This is a genomic window from Cupriavidus sp. IK-TO18 (genome assembly GCF_015549295.1).
Classification (GTDB): Bacteria; Pseudomonadota; Gammaproteobacteria; order Burkholderiales; family Burkholderiaceae; genus Cupriavidus; species Cupriavidus oxalaticus_A.
The window spans coordinates 118,250-135,825 of the sequence record NZ_JADGMP010000016.1; the positions used below are offsets into that span (position 1 = coordinate 118,250).

At 59.8% G+C, this 17,576-nt stretch carries 13 protein-coding genes and 2 pseudogenes; 10 read left to right on the plus strand and 5 right to left on the minus strand.

Going from position 1 to position 17,576, the window contains the following annotated elements:
- Positions 1-27 precede the first annotated feature (27 nt).
- From IPF36_RS14790 to IPF36_RS14805, 4 genes are all read right to left on the minus strand, one after another.
- A complete protein-coding gene (locus IPF36_RS14790) occupies positions 28-444 on the minus strand; it encodes a hypothetical protein (RefSeq protein WP_133096777.1) in 417 nt (138 codons plus the stop codon).
- A 111-nt stretch (positions 445-555) separates the two neighbouring features.
- Positions 556-3,699, minus strand: coding sequence for a lantibiotic dehydratase (locus tag IPF36_RS14795; RefSeq protein WP_255519784.1), 3,144 nt, complete (start codon positions 3,697-3,699; stop codon positions 556-558).
- Between the two features lie 5 nt (positions 3,700-3,704).
- The gene (locus tag IPF36_RS14800) at positions 3,705-4,622 is read right to left on the minus strand and encodes a cupin-like domain-containing protein (protein ID WP_195428484.1); all 918 of its coding nucleotides are present in this window, start codon (positions 4,620-4,622) and stop codon (positions 3,705-3,707) included.
- An 87-nt stretch (positions 4,623-4,709) separates the two neighbouring features.
- Complete coding sequence (locus tag IPF36_RS14805) at positions 4,710-5,039, minus strand: hypothetical protein (protein WP_133096780.1); 330 nt, start codon at positions 5,037-5,039, stop codon at positions 4,710-4,712.
- A gap of 493 nt (positions 5,040-5,532) precedes the next feature.
- Between IPF36_RS14805 and IPF36_RS14810 the strand changes: the two genes are divergently transcribed.
- From IPF36_RS14810 to IPF36_RS14840, 7 genes and pseudogenes are all read left to right on the plus strand, one after another.
- Positions 5,533-5,841, plus strand: a complete 309-nt coding sequence (locus IPF36_RS14810; protein ID WP_195428486.1) for a hypothetical protein — start codon at positions 5,533-5,535, stop codon at positions 5,839-5,841.
- 108 nt (positions 5,842-5,949) lie between these two features.
- Complete coding sequence (locus IPF36_RS14815; protein WP_133096782.1) at positions 5,950-6,327, plus strand: hypothetical protein; 378 nt, start codon at positions 5,950-5,952, stop codon at positions 6,325-6,327.
- Positions 6,328-6,339: 12 nt separating this feature from the next.
- Positions 6,340-6,828 (plus strand): hypothetical protein, encoded by a 489-nt coding sequence (locus tag IPF36_RS14820; protein ID WP_195428488.1) that lies wholly within the window; start codon positions 6,340-6,342, stop codon positions 6,826-6,828.
- The gene (locus IPF36_RS14825; protein ID WP_195428490.1) at positions 6,825-7,748 is read left to right on the plus strand and encodes a hypothetical protein; all 924 of its coding nucleotides are present in this window, start codon (positions 6,825-6,827) and stop codon (positions 7,746-7,748) included. The genes IPF36_RS14820 and IPF36_RS14825 overlap by 4 nt, the downstream gene beginning before the upstream one ends.
- Positions 7,749-7,909: 161 nt before the next feature.
- Positions 7,910-10,891 (plus strand): hypothetical protein, encoded by a 2,982-nt coding sequence (locus tag IPF36_RS14830; RefSeq protein ID WP_195428492.1) that lies wholly within the window; start codon positions 7,910-7,912, stop codon positions 10,889-10,891.
- Positions 10,892-11,140: 249 nt separating this feature from the next.
- Positions 11,141-13,258, plus strand: a complete 2,118-nt coding sequence (locus IPF36_RS14835; RefSeq protein WP_195428494.1) for a hypothetical protein — start codon at positions 11,141-11,143, stop codon at positions 13,256-13,258.
- A gap of 165 nt (positions 13,259-13,423) precedes the next feature.
- Positions 13,424-13,732, plus strand: a pseudogene (locus IPF36_RS14840) (integrase core domain-containing protein); the annotation flags it as partial.
- Here IPF36_RS14840 and IPF36_RS14845 read toward each other — a convergent pair.
- Positions 13,650-14,206 (minus strand): annotated as a pseudogene (locus IPF36_RS14845) (transposase); the annotation flags it as partial. The pseudogenes IPF36_RS14840 and IPF36_RS14845 overlap by 83 nt on opposite strands.
- Positions 14,207-14,707: 501 nt before the next feature.
- On the opposite strand from IPF36_RS14845, the gene IPF36_RS14850 reads away from it, so the two are divergent.
- From IPF36_RS14850 to IPF36_RS14860, 3 genes are all read left to right on the plus strand, one after another.
- Complete coding sequence (locus IPF36_RS14850) at positions 14,708-14,908, plus strand: DUF2188 domain-containing protein (protein WP_368671153.1); 201 nt, start codon at positions 14,708-14,710, stop codon at positions 14,906-14,908.
- Positions 14,909-15,488: 580 nt separating this feature from the next.
- On the plus strand, positions 15,489-15,758 hold the full coding sequence (locus IPF36_RS14855) for a hypothetical protein (protein ID WP_133096788.1): 270 nt from the start codon (positions 15,489-15,491) through the stop codon (positions 15,756-15,758).
- A 537-nt stretch (positions 15,759-16,295) separates the two neighbouring features.
- Positions 16,296-17,573, plus strand: a complete 1,278-nt coding sequence (locus IPF36_RS14860) for a patatin-like phospholipase family protein (RefSeq protein ID WP_255519772.1) — start codon at positions 16,296-16,298, stop codon at positions 17,571-17,573.
- Positions 17,574-17,576: the final 3 nt, after the last annotated feature.

Genomic DNA, 17,576 nt, shown 5'->3' on the forward strand with positions numbered 1-17,576 from the left:
TCTCTCTGCTTTCGCCGATCCGCACCGTTAGTTGTTCTTGCCCTTCTTTTTCAGTTCCTTTTCGACGCGCTCAACGTCTGCCAATTTTGATTGGACTCGTTTCTTCGCCAAAGTGGTGGCGTCATCCGCAAGCTCCAGCAACTTCATCTTTAATTCAAGCTCTTCCTTGAACAAGGGAAGATCTTCGGGCGACAGAAGCGCCTGCTCGGTCGGGTTGATGACCTCATCCCATGGATTGAGTCCGAAGAAATTGCTCGGCATCCCACAGGGCGGAGCGCCTTGCGGACGAATCGGGGGAGGCGGCGGGCAGACAGCAGATTGCGGTGAGTCGCTGCACCCTGCATCACAGCCCGCGGCGATATCAAGCGGGTCGCCGGGGTTTAGAATCGAGCCGGAGATTCCACAAGGAATTTGGATCCTTACGCGCTTCGCTCTAAAAGCCATGTGTGACACTCCGCTTGGTTGACTAGCAAAGTGCGATTTGCCGCCGTTAAAAGCTTATCAGATGAGCCTGTTTTTTCAAGGCGATTCAGTTCCACCGCTACACGTGACGCGTCAGTTGTCGCCAGCCTGGCGCCGTGCCATCTCGCCCGCATAGTGTCGCGCGAGCAGGTCGTACAGGGCCAGCTCATAGGTGTTCGCACAATCCCGAAAAATTCGGTTTGCCCACATGTGCAGATAGCTCTGGACAAGCGCTACGCGGCTACATCCAAGCAGCCCATCAGCATCCAGGGCAACTAGTTTGTTGATTGTGGGTGCGATGCTCGCGGAGCGGGTCCGGATGGCGAGATCGGCTTCGCCGCAGTCATGCGTTTGCGTGGAGAGCAAGCTTCCCACGACACTCTTCACTTCGCGGTATTTGGCTGCCAGAGCCACCAATGTCTCTTGGTGCGCGCGGCCTTCCAGAAGGAGACTTCGGCAGGCGGTCATGACCCGTCGGCGCTCATCCATGCCCAGACAAAAATCATCGAGCAAGGTGTGCATGCCGAGCAAGGCGGCACGCCATCTCGCTTCATTGTCTGCGCGATACCGGGCAATAATCGAAATTGCAGCCACGCTGTCGCTTTCGAAGATTGCATGCGCAAGCTCCATCGCTTGAAAGCCGCCGTAGCGCTCCATCTCGGGCGCGTATGTGTCTATGGCGTGCTTGTAAAGGCTGTTGCGCCACGGCGCCAATGCAGAGAATACCCGGGGCACCACGTGCCGCCATAGGATCGATGCGTCGCCATGCATGCGCCATCGTAAATGCCATTCCGGATCCGCGTAGCGTATGAAGAACCAGGTATCGATGACCCCTTCTGCCCGCAGCGCTGCGGCCAAGGGGCCCACGCACTCGGTCAACAAGCGGTCTAGCGTGGACGGGCCGGCGTACAGACGAAAATAGAGCCAGTCTTCTCCCGGCCTGCTGTCTTGGCCGGACGGCATGGCGCGGGCTGGCCGCAATGTTTCACGGACGCGGCGAGCGCGAACCAATGGCACGACCAGTTCATGATGAAAGCTGCCTTCCTCGCCGTTCGCCAACAGCTGATCGGGCAACGGGAAGACTTCGGTTACGGCGACCGAGATGCGTCGCCTGGCCGTGGCCAGGAAGCTGTCGACTGACAGCGCATTGTCGAAGTCGACTAACAGCGTCTTGTCGTTTTCCGGAAGCCACACGAATCGAGGCAGCCGATGCTTCTCCCTTAGCGCCTCGATCGCTGTCATCCGATCGTGCTCGGAAAGCAAGTGGATCGCCGCCAGTTCTTTGCCACTGAGCTGCCAGCGCGCAAGCGACAATACGAACCGACCGGACACCAGCCGCGGAAGAAAGGGGGCGCTGGACAATGTCCCCCAAGAGAATCTGGACTCGGCGGCATGCCCGCCGGCGGCCAGGCTGGCGAGGAAGCGATACAGTATGGGACCTCCGCGCTGGTGGGCGTGTGCGCATCCCAAATGTGGCACGACGCGGCGCTCCATTGCGGCGGAGCGTAGAACCACCTTGCCCTCGCACAGGGACACAAGCAGGTCACTGACGGCGATTTGTTGCGAAGGCGGAGCCCCGGATGACGCGCATAGCGAAATTTCGTAGGCGCGCAGTATTGGCCGACAGACCACATTGGCAGCCTTGCCCGGCGGCAAATAGGCGATTTCCGCATGAATCGCATCCGGGTCGCTGGCCTCCTCCTGCCGAAGGGCGCCACGCACCAGCGCAGTGAGTTCCGGTGACGCATGGCAAAAGCGGCCCAGCAGGGTGGCGCTTGAGCCGCCAATCACCTTCTGAAGGTAGATCTGGTAGTCGCCCCGGGCCATCGCTGGCGCATCTGCCGCGGCTATCGAGACAATTGCCGTGCTGCCATGGGGAGCAGTCCACGGTGTATCTTCGACAAGCGCCTCAATATCAACGTGGTCAAGCTCAACCTGTGCCGATTGATGCATGAGCGCTTGCGCAAGACGCTGCAGCAGACGTTGATCGCCGCCATGCCATACGCGCTTGGTAGGCTCGCGAGTGGATGGCAAACCGTCCAGCAAGGATGAGGGACTTGCGCCAATGTATGAATTCGCTTCGAAGCCGATGCCGTCTTCTTCGTCCAACGCTTGCAATAGGGGCACTTCACGCTGGCCGAAGCGGCTCTCAAAGCGCCGCGCGAATTCGTCCAGCACGTCTGGCTCGCGCTGCGCTGCCAGCTTGCACAGTAGCTCTGCCCCGCGGGCTATCTCGTTGGCCATGTGCTGGCTCAAGGAGAGCGACGCCGCGGGCTTCTCCAGATCGACATAGAACTTGTGTCCAGCGCAATCGCTTTCGGCAAGTGCTTGCAGCAGGGCCGTCGACTCCGGTTCGGGGTACTCCCCAGGGCACGCTATCTGGTCCGTCGCAGCGAATATTGTGCTGAGGACAGAGGGGGGCGAATGACTGGTAGCCACATTGCGCAGCCATGCCACAGTCGCCCTGCCCGGCTCGGGGCCTGTCGCAAAAGGAGGCAACACGGGGCGAAGCAGACCTACGTCGATCAGTTCCTCTAGAAATGCGAGCCCGTCGGCTTCCTCAAGATCCGGCAATGGCACCGTCAACTGCTCGGCGATCGCGCTCAAAGTGGCGCCATCCTCCCCTGCAGCTGCCGCCAGCACCCATCGTAAGTAGTGACTGTCCTTTACTTCCACCAAGTGATAGGTCGGCTGCGGAGTGCAGAGGCGCATCTCGTGGTAGCGTAACCGGTCGCCGGCCTGGTATAGGGTCTGCTCTGCGCGATAGTGCAGGTGGCGCCGGACGCAAGCGTCTTTTGCCAATGATCGTGACACTTCTTGCAGGTAACCGGCATCTAGACGGATGTGGCGACGATGATCAGCCCGGGGTGCGACCGTGAGACGGGTGACGTCACCGATCGGACCCGAGGCCCAGCCGGCGAATAGGCCGAACGGCGTCGCGCGGCTGGCCAAACGCTGCAGGTAGCGCACAGCTACCCGCTCGATTGCGAGAGCATCCTTGTTCTCGCACCCGTTCAACCAGGGGGCCATGCGTCGAGAGAATCCAGGGGAAGCCAGCTCGATTGCCTCACGCACTTGTGGGCGCTCGACAATTTCGCGTAAGCGCGCTCGCAACAGCGCTGCCCCAGCCGGCCGGGCCAGATCTGCACACCAGTTCAGCAGCACCTCCCACGGCAGCGCAGGCGTGCGCATCAGGAAGAATCCCGTGTCCGCCAACTCATCCTTTATTAGTGCCATCGCCACTACTCTTTGTCCTTGCCCGTTAAAGCAGGCTGTTGCTCTTTAGGAGCCAGGCGACGCAGGTCGGCGTAAGCCCGCCACAGGCTACCCCAGCCCCGTTGCACCAGTTGGCCCCACAGCTGCGGAGTTGCCAGCCCTTGGGGGAACGGTCGTGGCCAGAAGAAATTGACATTGATGGCCCACGGCGAGGCCACCGTCACCTGGTGATACCAGCCAACTGGGATATAGAGAGATTCCCCGGCGTGCAGAGTGCATTGCCAACCAACCGCCCGGCGCGCCAGGGGAAACCGCTCGAAATCTGGCACGTTGGGATCGAAGCGGCAATGGGTCATGCGCGGCACGGGGTATAGCCAACGTGCTTGCGACGGCGCAAACATAGTGAAGGTCTTGTTGCCAAATACCTGCACATTGCAGTTCGGCTTGATATCTGCGTGCAGGCCGGAGGAGGTTCCCAGTATGCCGCACCAGAAGATGGTGTCCACCGGGGGCAGAGCAAACCACGGCGGTACGGCGGTGTCGGCAAGCAGCAGTGGCGACAACGCGCCTAGGCTCACGTCAAGATAATAGGTGCTTTCGAACCCGCAAGCCCCGATGGCCCGGGTTAGCTGCGCCGTGTCCGCGCCGGCGGCCGCGATGGCGCGGATATCCTCCGCGCCGGCGATCTCGACAACCCAGTCAAGATAGTCGGAAAACAGGACCTTGCCCCCAGCCAGCATGTTCTGGTAGACGTTTCGGGGCGCCCCGCTTATCTCGCGCACAGCCACCTTGCGCGCCCCAACGGCGGTCTTCAGGTATGCGGGCTGCCACCGCTGCAATGCCGGCCAGGCGTCCACGTTGCCGGTCACGACACAAGGCGCACGCGCCAGGCGCGCAGGCCTGAAGCTGCAAGCGGCAATGCGAGGAACAGGATTGAGTTCCATGGCCCTGATCGCCGGTCACGCCGCTAAACCACGATGATATCGTTTCCGTGCGCTCAGATGCCCAGACAGCGGAGCAGGCTCCTCCAACTATGATTTGGCGGGATTGATGACGTCAGCGCCCGGATCCGGCAGTCCGGGGCAAGTCCACAGACTCTCGCTTCGAGGGGCCAGCAGCCGTTCCCAGACATTGAGATTGCGAATGGTTTCGCGCTCTAGCGTCAACTTCCTTTTTTTGGCTTGGTCAGGTTGACTGCCGGCGGGATCCGGCACCGTCTGCGTGCTCAGGGACTTCTCCGCCAGTGACAGGATTCCCAACAGAACCGTCGCTTCCTTTTCGTCGAGCTTCGCGCCTAATTCGTTAAGTTTTTCCGCGAGGGCGTTCACATCGACCTGGGTTACCTCTACATAATCAGACATGCTGCCTCCCGCAGTCGGAGATCGAAACTTCAGGTTACCATCGCTTTCTGCGTAGACCAGCAAAAGGGCGCATGGCACGGTTATGCCTTAAAGATCGCATACCAGATGTGAATCCACGATTTTGGCGTCGGGATTGAAAATAAAAATAGACGGCCAGCGATCAGAGAGGTAGGAGTATCTTGACGCTAGCCTTCAAATCTTTTTAAATCTGTATTTAGTCAATTTTAATATGTAACAAATTTGAATCAATTCGCGCAGCGAATGTGCTCGCATGGCTCCATGCCGATCTTCGGCTTACAGAGAAGCGGCTCTTGATCCTTCAATCGAAATTGGCTCTGCGTGCGCATTTCCGCCACTATCGCCTTTAATCCGCGACCGTCCGCACTGCGCTATTTTTTCAATCTCATCTGCACAAATATTAATGTCAGACAGACTCTCTTCACCTAACCTAAATCCACAATCAAAGAATCAAGAGTCATTCAGGGGGAGCCTTATGGACACGCACCACAGTGCCGACCTCCGGCGACAAGTGGCAACAGTCCTTCGAGTGGACCCGCTGTCCAGCACCACGTCGACCGACAATCTGCAGCGCCTACAGTTCATCAGCAACGCGGCCCAGACCGTGTTCGACCTAACGGATCCGTTCACCCGCGAACCCTTCACACGAAGCGGCATGTCAACTTGTACGCCCGTCGCGGTATCCATTGAAGAAATGTTGGGCTTCGCCCGCGCCTACTTAAGGGTTACTCTCGAGGCACTGACCCGCTACGTGATCCGACTGGAGAAGAAAGGCGGGCTGTAGCCTGGCAGGCTCGGATTGATGTTCGGCCGAATATGGGCGCACGGCAGCGCGTGGCCGTAAGCAAGTCGACTCTGATCGCATCACCAGCACTTTGGAAAGGAGCTTTCCATGGATGCCAATACCCTCACTTCCCACCTGCAGACCCGCACCACGCATGTAGTAACGCTAGGCGGCGCTGGATCCGCCATGCTGACCTTCGACCTGGCATCGGTCAGCATGACGCCCGAGCAGGAAGTGGTCGTTCGCAAGCTGTTCAGCCAGCGCCCCGCTCTAGTGGCAACCGAAGGACCGCACTCCGCCCGTGACGAAACCAACAAGCCTGGCCCGGCAAGCCAATACCTCACCCCAGCGGAGTTTGAGAGTATCCGGAAACTTGGCGTAAGACTGGGCACTCAGGGCGTACTGGCAGCAACCGCCTGCGACTTTTGTCTGCACTGCGTCAAGCTGGAGGCATTGCCGTCAGCTGGACCGCTACAAAACGGATGAAACGGGATGCAAATGCCACGTTCCGACGAGGCTGTCGACGTTGCTACTCAGGCCGCAGCTGATAGCCTGATTCTTGGTGGCGCCAACACGCATGAGACCAAGGCCTTCCTCGCTGGCTTGCCGGCGGGGCGAAGCACCGATGCCATTGCAGCGGTGCTTCGCCCCTGCTGCGAAGCACCGCGCCGCTTCCTCGCGGACTCGTCGCTGATACTCGGCAGCTGGCTTTTGGCTCGCCTATCAGCCCGAGGTTACACGCCCGCTGCCGAACCATGCGCGGCCATGTATGCGCTGGCAGATGCAGCCAGGATGCTGTCCCTGGTGGAATTGCTGCGCTGGCAGACCGTGGTGGCGGCTTTGCCCGCGCCGCCTCATCTCGAAACCGTGCGTGACAGGCTCCTTTCCCAAAGCCGCACAATGTTGCGAACGCTCGCTCGCCTTTCGGACACCGACGACCTGCGGCATGAACACCGTGTGCTGAAATGTCTGAGGGACAAGCCTTGACACCGCGGCTGAGCCCAAGAACCGCCGGGATCGCCCGGCGCGGCCTGTTGTTGGGGATGGCCTGGCTCAATGAGAACCTGCAGCATTTCGCGGTGTGCACAGTCACCAGCCAGCGGTTTGACAAACACCACGTGGCACAATTGAAGCCACTCACCGAACTTGCGCTGACAGTCTGGATGCTGAAGCGATGCGGTCTTGAACTGCCCCTCCTCGATGCGACGGCCAGCTGGATTTGGCAACAATGCGAACATGGCCGCAAACTGGTGGCACTTCTGCTGGCGCGGCATGATTTCCTGCCTTGTTGTGCACTCTATGCTTCGTTGCGCCAGCTCGGTTTCCGAGACCCAGCGCTAGACCGCGTACTACGCTTACTTGCGCGCGCGGACATCGAGGCAGCGCTTCCCCTGCAACCTTGGTCACGCTTGGCGATGCGCTATAACTTGTGGCAACTTGGCCTGACGAAGTGGCCAGGCCAAGAGGGTGGGCTCTATATAGCAACACGGCCCGAACCATGGGTGGTCTCCGGGGAGGTGGCCTACGCGATTACGCACGAGGTGTTCTACCTAACTGACTTTGGGGCACGCGAGCTGGAAGATGTTTGTGTGACAGATTACCTGCGCGCTTGGCTCCCATACTGGACACGTGCTTTTGTTGACGCCAACGATAATGACCTTGCGGCGGAACTGGCCATGGTTGCTGCCTGTTTACAAGCCAGCCATGATCCCGCGAGTACTCAGGGACTGCATAGCGCGCTTGCTGTCCAGCGCGAGGATGGAGCCGTGCCGGGACCCGACGGCGCAGGTAGCTTCCTTTTCGCTGAAGGCGACACAGCCGCACACCGGGACTTCCTCGGCTGCTACCACACTACCCTTGTTACCCTGATGGCGGCAGCAATGACATTGCGGAATTCCACAATCTGAGCGCTTGGATCGGGAGTCGGTTGACGAAGCATCTGCAGCCACAAGCAGCTCATGTTGACATAAGTGAAGCTTGTCAAAGACCGTGGAGGGCGCCAAGTGTGTCCATTTCTGCTGAGGAAGCGGAGGACAGGCGGCACCTCATACACCTGCGGAGGCATCACATGGACTATCAGGGGACCGCGCTACTCTCGCTGACCACCAAAAGGCCGCCCGATGCCGAACGTGGGGTCGGGCTCGTTCATGTGACTGTCACGCTTCCGGAGAATATCGCCAAGGAAATCAAACTCTCCGAAGATGGCAGCCGCCCTGCGCTCGATCCGAAGGAGGCGGCTAACCTGCTGTGGAACACGCCGGTCGCAGCCTATCTCAACGGCCGGTCGGATGCGTGGCTCAGTGTGCCGGGCGTCCGATTGCTGCTGCCCGGGCTCGAAGCGCTCGCCAAGGCGGACTCGGGCCAGTGGCCGCATGACCAGGCGAATCTGAAGAGCTTCCTTGCCGCGGCGGCGCCGGGCGGACCGACTGTGGCTGCTTGGTCGGCGGAACTGGAGCGCGGGGGCACGACCGCGTTGCTCAATGACCTCCTCCTCATCTTCAAGTATGCAGCCCTGCATCGTACGAGGCCTCTGGACATCGTTGCAGGTCTCTACCGCCTCGCAGTCGCCGCCACCACACAGTCGAACGCACCGGCCAACCGCGAGCAGTTAGTCACGTGGTTGACGGCGCCATTCGTCGTGCCGCGCGTGTTCGTCGCGCGTCCGACCGAGGCGCCGAGAAAGCCACCGGCCCCGGGCGGTGGAGGATCGGGCGGAGGCCGGCCTGGCCCGCGTTTCCCGGCTGTATCGTTTGAGACGGCCAGCGGGCGAGAGATACTGCGTCGCTTGGAAGACGAGATCGCAAACCTGGAACGCGGGGCGCGCGCATCGGCGCTGACCGAAGCGCTGCGGGCCGAAGGCATCCGTGATTCGGCCGTACTTGCACGACTTACGCGTGTCCTGGACAGCGCGGCTATGGGACCGCGGCCGGCGGGTACCGAGCGATCCTGGCATCCGCCGCGACGCGCGGGCATCACCCGGACGTACATCGGCGGGTATCCGGTGCTTGTCGACCTCTCCGAGTTCGAACGGCGCACGACGATTTATCGGCGGGCGCTTGCAGAACACCTGACGGCGGCACTACCGGCCAACCTGCGCGACCGGTTGACACGTTTGGGCACATCGATCGATATGCTAGTGGAATTGCCGATGGTGATGGCCAACGCGGCGCAGTTGCCAAGCTATCTGGAGCCGGCCGGGCGTAGCGACCTACTGGTCGTGCGGCAGACAACCACCGGCTACAGGCAATCGGAAATCGCATATCTTGAGAATATCCTGGTGGGCGAGACCCGCTTGCGCGAGCATACCCAGCGCCTGATGACGCGGCGCGAGCTGTTCGAGCAGGTGATCAAGGAGGAAGAGGAAACTCACGACCTGCAAGTCACCGATCGGGCTGAACTCAGCCGTGAGATCAGCGACGTGATCAAGGAAGACCTACGGGCCGAGGGTAGCATCCAGGTCACCAGCCGTGGGCCGACAAAGGTTGTCGCCTCCGCCAGCGCTTCGTACAGCCGCTCCACGGAGGAAGCCGCCAAGATCGCCGAAGAATATTCGCGTGAGACCGTGGAGCGTGCCGTCAAGCGCACCATGGAGCGTGTAACGCGAGAGGTCCGCTCGGTGATCGAAGAGGAAATAACTGAGCTGAACCGCCATGGGTTCACCCGCGATACCACTGCGCCGGACCACATATCTGGCATATATCAATATCTTGAGCGCGTCAGCCGGGCCAAAATTTTCTGCTACGGCGAGCGTGAACTCTATGACCTGCTAATTCCGGAGCCTGCCGCCCTCATCTGGCAGATGGCGGTGTCGCGCGTTGAAATGCACAATCCCCTCCAACGGCCAGACGCCGAGTTGTTCGAGTCGTTGACGCTCGCCAACATCGCGGACAAGCGGGCAGAGGTGATTCGGGCTTATCAGGTCAGCGACCTGCCGGACTTTCCCGAGGAGCATAAGCAAGTCTCAATGGCAATATCCAACACCGGTAGCGGAGGCAGCGCGAAGCATGCGCAGAACAAGGACCTGCAGATACCGGAAGGATATGTCGCCGTCGACGGCTCTTTCGTCCTTTCAGTGGAAGTTGAGGATTCAAATAGCAAACCTAATGGCGGCTGGATTGCGGGAAATCTGGTCAACACCTGGATCATCAATAATCTGACCGACAACAAGGGAAAGGCGGCCGAGGATTTCACGTTCGTCACTCCGCAGCCCGGACCTTCCATTGCGGCCGCCTTCAACGCAGACAATTTCACCAGTATCGTAGGTGCCATTACCCTCAATCTCGAACTGACCGAGGACGCGCGACGCGATTGGGCGATCGAAGCCTACGCGAGAGTGTCGGCGCGCTACGAGCAACTGCGCCTCGAATACGAGCAGACGATCATCCAGCTTACGTCCACCCAGCAAGCGGAGAGCACAAAATTGCCAGAAGGGTCGCGGTTGGAACTCCAGCGAATGGTTCGGTTTGAGCTGCAACGATCCGCGATTGACATCATGCGCAATGCCCCCGTCGATTTCGCTTTGATGGGCGAGTACGATTTCAGCCAAGCCGACGGCTCTCTTAGCAGCCATCCGACGGTGGACACAGACGCAGTGCGGACGTCGGAGCCGGAGATTCGCTTCCTGCAGCAAGCGTTCGAGTGGGAGCATATGGTCTGGGTTCTGTATCCCTATTTTTGGGGCCGCCGCCAGCAATGGGATCGCACGGTCGTACAGACCCATCCCGATCCTGATTTCGCAGCCTTCTTGAATGCGGGCGCGGCGCGCGTGCAGATCTCAGTGCGCCCCGGATTCGAGAATGCCGTGAAGCATTACATGGAGACCGGCGAGGTCTATGGCGGGCTCGGGCTCCCGAAGATGGGCGATCCGAACTACGTCTCATTCATCGATGAGCAGATGACTTCGCTGGGCGGACCGGGCGATGAGATTGCCTGGCCACCCGACTCTCCGAAGGAATGGACGGTTTTGGCGCCGACGCCGTTGGTGCTGGCGCGTAGCGTCACCAAGCCGCAACTGCCGACCTGGGATCCACAGACCGGCGAAGAGGTGTAGGCGGGGGAGTCGCTCTGCTGTTATTACCTGGTCAGAGACGATGGATCTATCCCCTATCCCATGCACCTGCACTGCGGTCGACGTCTCACCAATGCCGTCACGACCCGTTGGAGGTCCGAGTGCCAACGTCGCTGATCCTCCTCTACAACTCCGATCTCCCGCGGTGGGAGCGAATCGGCCCCGACAATGGGCGTGACAACCATTGGCCGTCCGGACGACTCGTAATCACCAAGAGCTAGGGCAGTCGCTATGGTCTACCTGTTTGCATTGCCGCCAAAAGTCGAGGTCGTGGAGGATCCCTCGACAGGCAGTGCCACAATTACTTGGTACGAGTCCTCGCTTCAATGGCGGACCAGCAACCGTACCATTCTGGCGCTGAATAGCCCGCCGTGGCACCAGATTGGGGTGCGGCCCTTCGCTTGGGACTACTTCGAGCTTGAGTGGGCGCACCTCCGACTCGCTGTGGCGCGCGGGGTGACAGTGACGCAGCGGACGGGACCGCCCGGCCGTGAGCAAAACGTCCCCATCGGATGGAACGCATTGGATCCGAAGCGCTATCCGCAGGTCCATCTGCACCGGTGCCAGGACGAAGGGCTGCTAGGCGATCCCGACGAAACACTGGACTGGTACAGCATCATCGGCCAGCCTCAGAGAATCGAACAGGAGAAATTCCTCTTATCACTTACTTCCAATGATGACGCGATTGAAGACTGGAAAAAGCAGCAGAAAGCTGTGCAGGTCACGCCCGGCGAAAACGCCGTCACGTTCCAGCAGATCGATGGCTTCGCCAAGGTGGACGTGACGCTTTCGAACCCGGGCAACCCGTCGGCGTACTGCTACGACGTCCGTCCGGAAGAGTGGATGGAAGAGCTCAAGGAACACGAGTTCATCGACGTGGACCCATCGAGCACAGTTATCAGAATTGTGCATACGCGCGACGTCAAGATACGCCTTCGCGCGCACGAGGATCAAAAAGACGCGCTGATCGTAGAGGCATGCGAGGTCTCGAGGTTGAGCGACGTGCCACCTCAGGGCGCTGCGCTCGGGAAAGCGGACTTCCCTCACCTGCGCTTCCGTCGCCACGCCATCGACGAGCTCATCCCCAGCAACCGCCAACCTTGGGTGATCGCCTTATTCGAGCTTGCCATCAATTTCATCCCTGTCGTCGGCGTCGTCTACGACCTTGGTCAGCTCGCCTATGCCGCGGCCACCGGTAAGACTTTTTTCGGCTACAACGTCAGCGAAGAAGAGCTCTTGCTGATGGGCATCACGACGGCAATTGGGCTCGGAGTCTCGGCTGCAGGTGTTCGCTCGCTGCGCAAGATCGTCCAAGGAACAAGGCTGGAGGCGGCGACCGAGGACGCAACCTTGAGCCAGATCAGGCGAATTGCCGACGCCGGCTACGTAGAGGCAGTCGGCCACCTCCCACCTCGCCAGTGGGACGACCTGCTCAGTGCGTTCGACCGACACCTTCGCGACCCGATTGCGTTCCCGCTGCCGAAGCTGGTCGACAAGTTCACCGACGTCGTAAACGACGCTTACCTCGTCGCCGTCGAGCGGCGACTAATGAGGAAAGTGTTCAAACCGGACTTCACCGGATTCCGCGACGCGGACCTAGCCGCCGCGTACAACCGGTATCTGCAGCCGAAGTTGCGCAAGAAGTTACCTGCACTCGATCCCGCATCTTGGGCCAAAAAGGCTAATCGCGGACTTCCGAAACAGTTGCTGAGGCGCGCGCTCGGGGACGAATTCGTGGAAGTCATCAATCGTGCCGAGAGGGCTGATGTGCTGCCGCGGCGACTGACCAAGAAACACATCGACGCCTACGACTTCCTCGTGGCTCGGGGTGTCGAGGACTACGGGACACTACGAAACCTGCGGAACAACCTGAAGAACAAGGTGCCAGATGTTGGCAAAATTTTCGAGATCGATCACCTGCTTGAGCAGCGGTTTTGGCGCAACAACCCAAATCTGACGACGGCTTTCGACGAGAAAGGCCTTGGCATGGCTTTCGTGGTGCCAAAGAACCCAGCCGTATCGCGGGAGATGTTCATCATGGCCGGTGGCCAGCGAATCCGGTACGTGCACAACGTCAAGACGAACATGCTGAAGGAACTGATTCCGAACGGGGCAGAGACATTGGTGACGGTGCAGGAAATGTGGGATGCGCATGTGCATGTGTTGCGGTCACTCGGCACCCACGAATCCCTTATAAAGGGCCGCCTCGTCAAGGACTTCAGGCTGATGGCCAAGCAACTCGGCCAGAGTTTGGACACCCGGTTTCCGCGCCCCGGGGCCATGCGGCATACCGGCGGTTGGCCGAGATTCGTGGAGGACCCCACTACGGGTGCATGGAGAAGGTTGTGAGTCCCCGACTGCTGCTCACCTCTCATCTTGAGACCCTACCGTCAGTTTTCCTGTGCGGCGTCATAGCCTGTCGAGGCTGATTGACCTTACCCCTGTTTCACGAACCCCATAGCCGAGCCATCAGGCCGCTTGCCCTTGCTGAGCGGCAGCCCAATTCTTCTCGTCTTCCAGGACTCGCTCAAGGCGTACGGCATGCGTTCGTCTATGAGCCGGCGCGGCGATTGCTGGGATAATGCGCCTACCGAAAGCCTGTGGGGTTCGCTGAAGGTCGCACGAATGCACGGTCGGCACTTTGCGACGCGGCGTGCCGCGATGGATGAAATCGTCGACTGGCTCGGCTTCTACAATGCCCGCCGACTGCATTCGACATTGAACTACGTCAGCCCCATGACTTGCGCACACGCTCCTTTCCCACGCGTACGCCGCGCGCAACCAGCTCTTTCCACATGCGAGGCCAACCATATTCGCCCTTGACCTCCGCGTGAATCGCCTTGATGTGGGCCAGCAGCGCGTCGTCGCTTACGCGGCGGCGCTTGGGCTTGTCCTGAGCGGCGCGTTGCCGCCGCTGATGAAAGCCGCTGGGGCTGACTTCCAGCACCTCGCATAGCACCGAAATCGGCCAGTGGCGACGATTGCGTTCGATAAAGGCGTACTTCACGTCGAGTCCTTCGCGAAGTACGCGCACGCCTTTTTTAGGATGTCACGCTCCATCTTCAGGCGCGCCACTTCGGCACGAAGTCTCGACAATTCCATCTGCTCCGGACTTACCGGTTTTGTACCGGCCCCGCCGAGCTTGTCTTCCTGCTCAGCCTTGACCCAGTTGGAAATCGACTGCGCTGGCACGCCCATCGTCGCGGCCGCCGCCGCAACGCTCTGGCCGGCCTTGACCAGTCGAACTGCTTCCAACTTGAATTCGAGCGTGTAGCGCGCCCGCTTCGTCTTGCTCATCTTCTTGACTCTCCTTGCTTGAGTTTAAACGCTCAGCAAGGGATTCGTTTTTCGGGGGCAAGCTCAAAATAATACGCCGACGCGAGAAATCCTCTATTAAATCAACAACATACATACAACGACTATTCCACAAAAAGCTCGTTGCACAACTCGTTGATACAGAACGGCTATCTTGTTGAGACCGTGTCAATCAGCACCGAAAGCACCATCACCCCTAATTGGGACAGCCGAGCCACAGAGGCTATGCCATGTAATGCTTTCGCGCGACACCACACAAACTTGCGCTGACATGTTGAATAGTTTGGATTAGTCTGCGAATCACAGTATGAAATGTCACCGTGACCGACAACGATTGGCAATCAGTTCTCTTAGCCAACATACTCGGGGCGAGGGCACAACTTTTGCCGGTGGACGGCTGATATCGACGTGGTGCCCCTGCGCAGGACACCCTAGCTCCACCAATTCCCGGAGACGTCCGTGCCTTGCAAGAACATCCACGTAGTGCCTACCGATGATGGCTGGGCTGTTGAATCGGAAGATGGCTCCAGCAGCCAACACCGATTCACTTCCTTGGACCATGCGATCGCCGCCGGTACAGAGAAGGCTAAGCGCGCAAAGGTGGACTTGCTGATCCACGGCCGTGACCGTCAAGTGCTAGAGCGGAGCTCCTTTAGGAACGAGCCGCGCGATGTCCAGACGTAGCTAGGCGTGTCCAGGCCCAACGTCCTTAAAGATCCGCACGCGTCCATTCCCAGACGGCCTGAGCGGACCATGACGAAGTCTTCCAGGCGCCCACCCCGTCAAGATTGCCAACTCCTCCTGCATCCCCTTCGCGTGACATTGGCGCGATAAGCAGAACGTTATCGAACCTTATTGCCGCGCCCGGGCAACGCTGGCGTCATGTGAATCCTGGCCAGGCGCGCAGTCTCTCCCTTTGCCTACGCGCCTGGAGGGAACGCAGCGGCAGTAGCCAGCCATCAAGCGACATCTTCGCAGAAGACCGCGCGGATGCTCAAACGCAGGTATGGCCAAACAGACGCTTGACGCGCGCCGCAACTGACTTGAACTCGTCGGCCACTCGCGAACCATTGCCATCCTTTGAGGAATGGCTCGCGTATGGGAATCTGTTCTAGGCGACACTCATTCGTGTCATCATCGGCTGCGGGCGGGGATGCTTTCGTTTGTCGGAGGAGGCTTCTTCAGTCTGGTTGTCTACGAGCATTCAAAGGCGGCGTTGTGCGACAACGGATCGCCGTGTCCGCCCATCACGGAGGAGGTGAAAATGGTCGAATCAAGAAATGGACTTTGGCGGCGGACGTGCGCAATGCTGGCCGCAGCCGGACTTCTGATGCCATCGGCGGCCGCCCTGGCCACCAACCAGTCGCAACAGCGCCAACAAGGCAGGGACGCAAACCAGGCTGCCAAGCAGGAAGCGCGCGGGGGCAAGGTCGACTGCCGGGCTGCAAACCAGAAGAGTAACGCCCAGTGCCGGCAAGACAAGCGCGACACGAAGCAGGAGGGCCGCCAGGAAAAACGGGACATCAAGTACTAGCGCGGCAGATACTGGCCGACGAAAACGATGCTATGTATTTGCGCGGTCGGATTCTGGCGCGCCCCTGTACATGCGCAACCGGCCAACTACGGCCACTCGGCACCGCTTGCAGAATCCGACATTCGGATGTCGGCTTCTGCAAGCGCTGCTTGAAAGCCGCCATTGCGATTGCCCGGGTCTGAACGGCAGCAGGGGTCAGGGACGATCGCAGGTTCCCAGCGTGCATCCGAAGGGGGCCGGCCATCTCCAGCCGTTCGCCCTCAACGTCACCACGACACTCAAGGGGGCGGCCCCGGCTAGACAATGGCCCTTCGTAGATCACACTCGTCGCGTCATTCGCTGTTTCAGCCGATTCGTACGCATTCATACCGTCATGCTTGTGCCCTCTGTGGATTGAACCTGCCAAGAGTAAACTCTCCCAGAACGTGCTCTGCGTTAGCCGAATAGAAAGATACGCGTCGATGTGGACGCCAATCCAAGGGACCGAGGCAATGGCCTTGCAGGTGGAAGGCCACCCAATGCAAGGAGGGCGAAATCATGAGCCGGTTATTTGCTGCGATGGGGTCACTTGCGGGCGTCACCGACGCCCAACTTAACCTCAAGTCCACCGTCCTCAGCCTAATTGCGGCTTTCATGCTTGTCTTGCAAGGGTGCGCGACCGCGCCGGCACGCCTGCCGGCAGTTCCCCCCGACCTAACAACAAAGGCTGAAATACCCGGCATGCCCGGGGTACGCTACGTCGCAGGGATCGATTCTCCACAACTCACCGAAGCAGCTTTTGAGTCACTTAGGCGGGAACAGGCTTACCGCGCCCGGGAGGGGCACAAAGGGCCTATGCCTGCGGCGGTGTACGCCGCGATTTCGGGTGGCGGTGACAACGGTGCGTTTGCTGCCGGCCTTCTGAATGCATGGACGGAGACTGGGACACGACCGGTGTTCAAACTCGTCACCGGCATAAGCACTGGTGCGCTGATCGCGCCCTTCGCTTTTCTTGGGCCGAAGTACGATGCGACGCTGAAGGAGGTCTATACGACCCTTTCCCCAAAAGACGTTATGAAACCGCGCAGCTTTCTTGGGGGCGTGTTAAGCGACGGGATGGCCGACAACGCGCCACTGCTAAGGCTGACGCGAAAATCGGTGACCGAGGATCTGCTCAAGGAGATTGCCACGGAGTACGCTAAAGGCCGCATGCTTTTGGTGGCCACTGCTGACCTCGATGCGCGCCGCGGAATTATCTGGGACATGGGCAAGATCGCAAGCTATGGCGGGCCCAACGCATTGGACCTGTTTGTGAAAGTTATGGTCGCCTCCGCCTCGATTCCAGGTGGCTTTCCGCCGATGATGATTGACGTGGAAGTCGACGGCAAGCACTACCAGGAGATGCACGTCGACGGCGGTATCGTCGCGCAGGTATTTGCCTACCCGGCGGTGATCCGCGTCAAGGAGGACGCGGCTTCTGTTGGCGTTAGCCGCGAGCGCAAGCTCTATGTGATTCGCAACGCCCGACTCGACACGGAATGGGCGCAAGTCGAGCGCTCCACGATGAGCATTGCCGCTCGTGCGGTCACCTCGCTGATCCAAAGCCAGGGCATTGGGGACCTTTATCGTATCTATGCCACGGCGCAGCGCGATGGCGTTGATTTCAACCTTGGCTTCATCCCAGCGAGTTTCAACGCACCACACAAGGAGGAGTTCGACAACGAATACATGCGTGCCCTCTATGACACCGGTTATCAAATGGCGCTGAAGGGCTACCCGTGGGTTAAGGCACCCCCTGGATTTACATTGCCGAGCGCCGTGGCAGCGGAAAAATAGCGC

Bases quoted from the DNA above. Each gene is read 5' to 3' on its own strand.
- IPF36_RS14790 (WP_133096777.1), bottom strand. From the start codon at position 444: ATGGCTTTTAGAGCGAAGCGCGTAAGGATCCAAATTCCTTGTGGAATC.
- IPF36_RS14795 (WP_255519784.1), bottom strand. From the start codon at position 3,699: ATGGCACTAATAAAGGATGAGTTGGCGGACACGGGATTCTTCCTGATG.
- IPF36_RS14800 (WP_195428484.1), bottom strand. From the start codon at position 4,622: ATGGAACTCAATCCTGTTCCTCGCATTGCCGCTTGCAGCTTCAGGCCT.
- IPF36_RS14805 (WP_133096780.1), bottom strand. From the start codon at position 5,039: ATGTCTGATTATGTAGAGGTAACCCAGGTCGATGTGAACGCCCTCGCG.
- IPF36_RS14810 (WP_195428486.1), top strand. From the start codon at position 5,533: ATGGACACGCACCACAGTGCCGACCTCCGGCGACAAGTGGCAACAGTC.
- IPF36_RS14815 (WP_133096782.1), top strand. From the start codon at position 5,950: ATGGATGCCAATACCCTCACTTCCCACCTGCAGACCCGCACCACGCAT.
- IPF36_RS14820 (WP_195428488.1), top strand. From the start codon at position 6,340: ATGCCACGTTCCGACGAGGCTGTCGACGTTGCTACTCAGGCCGCAGCT.
- IPF36_RS14830 (WP_195428492.1), top strand. From the start codon at position 7,910: ATGGACTATCAGGGGACCGCGCTACTCTCGCTGACCACCAAAAGGCCG.
- IPF36_RS14835 (WP_195428494.1), top strand. From the start codon at position 11,141: ATGGTCTACCTGTTTGCATTGCCGCCAAAAGTCGAGGTCGTGGAGGAT.
- IPF36_RS14855 (WP_133096788.1), top strand. From the start codon at position 15,489: ATGGTCGAATCAAGAAATGGACTTTGGCGGCGGACGTGCGCAATGCTG.
- IPF36_RS14860 (WP_255519772.1), top strand. From the start codon at position 16,296: ATGAGCCGGTTATTTGCTGCGATGGGGTCACTTGCGGGCGTCACCGAC.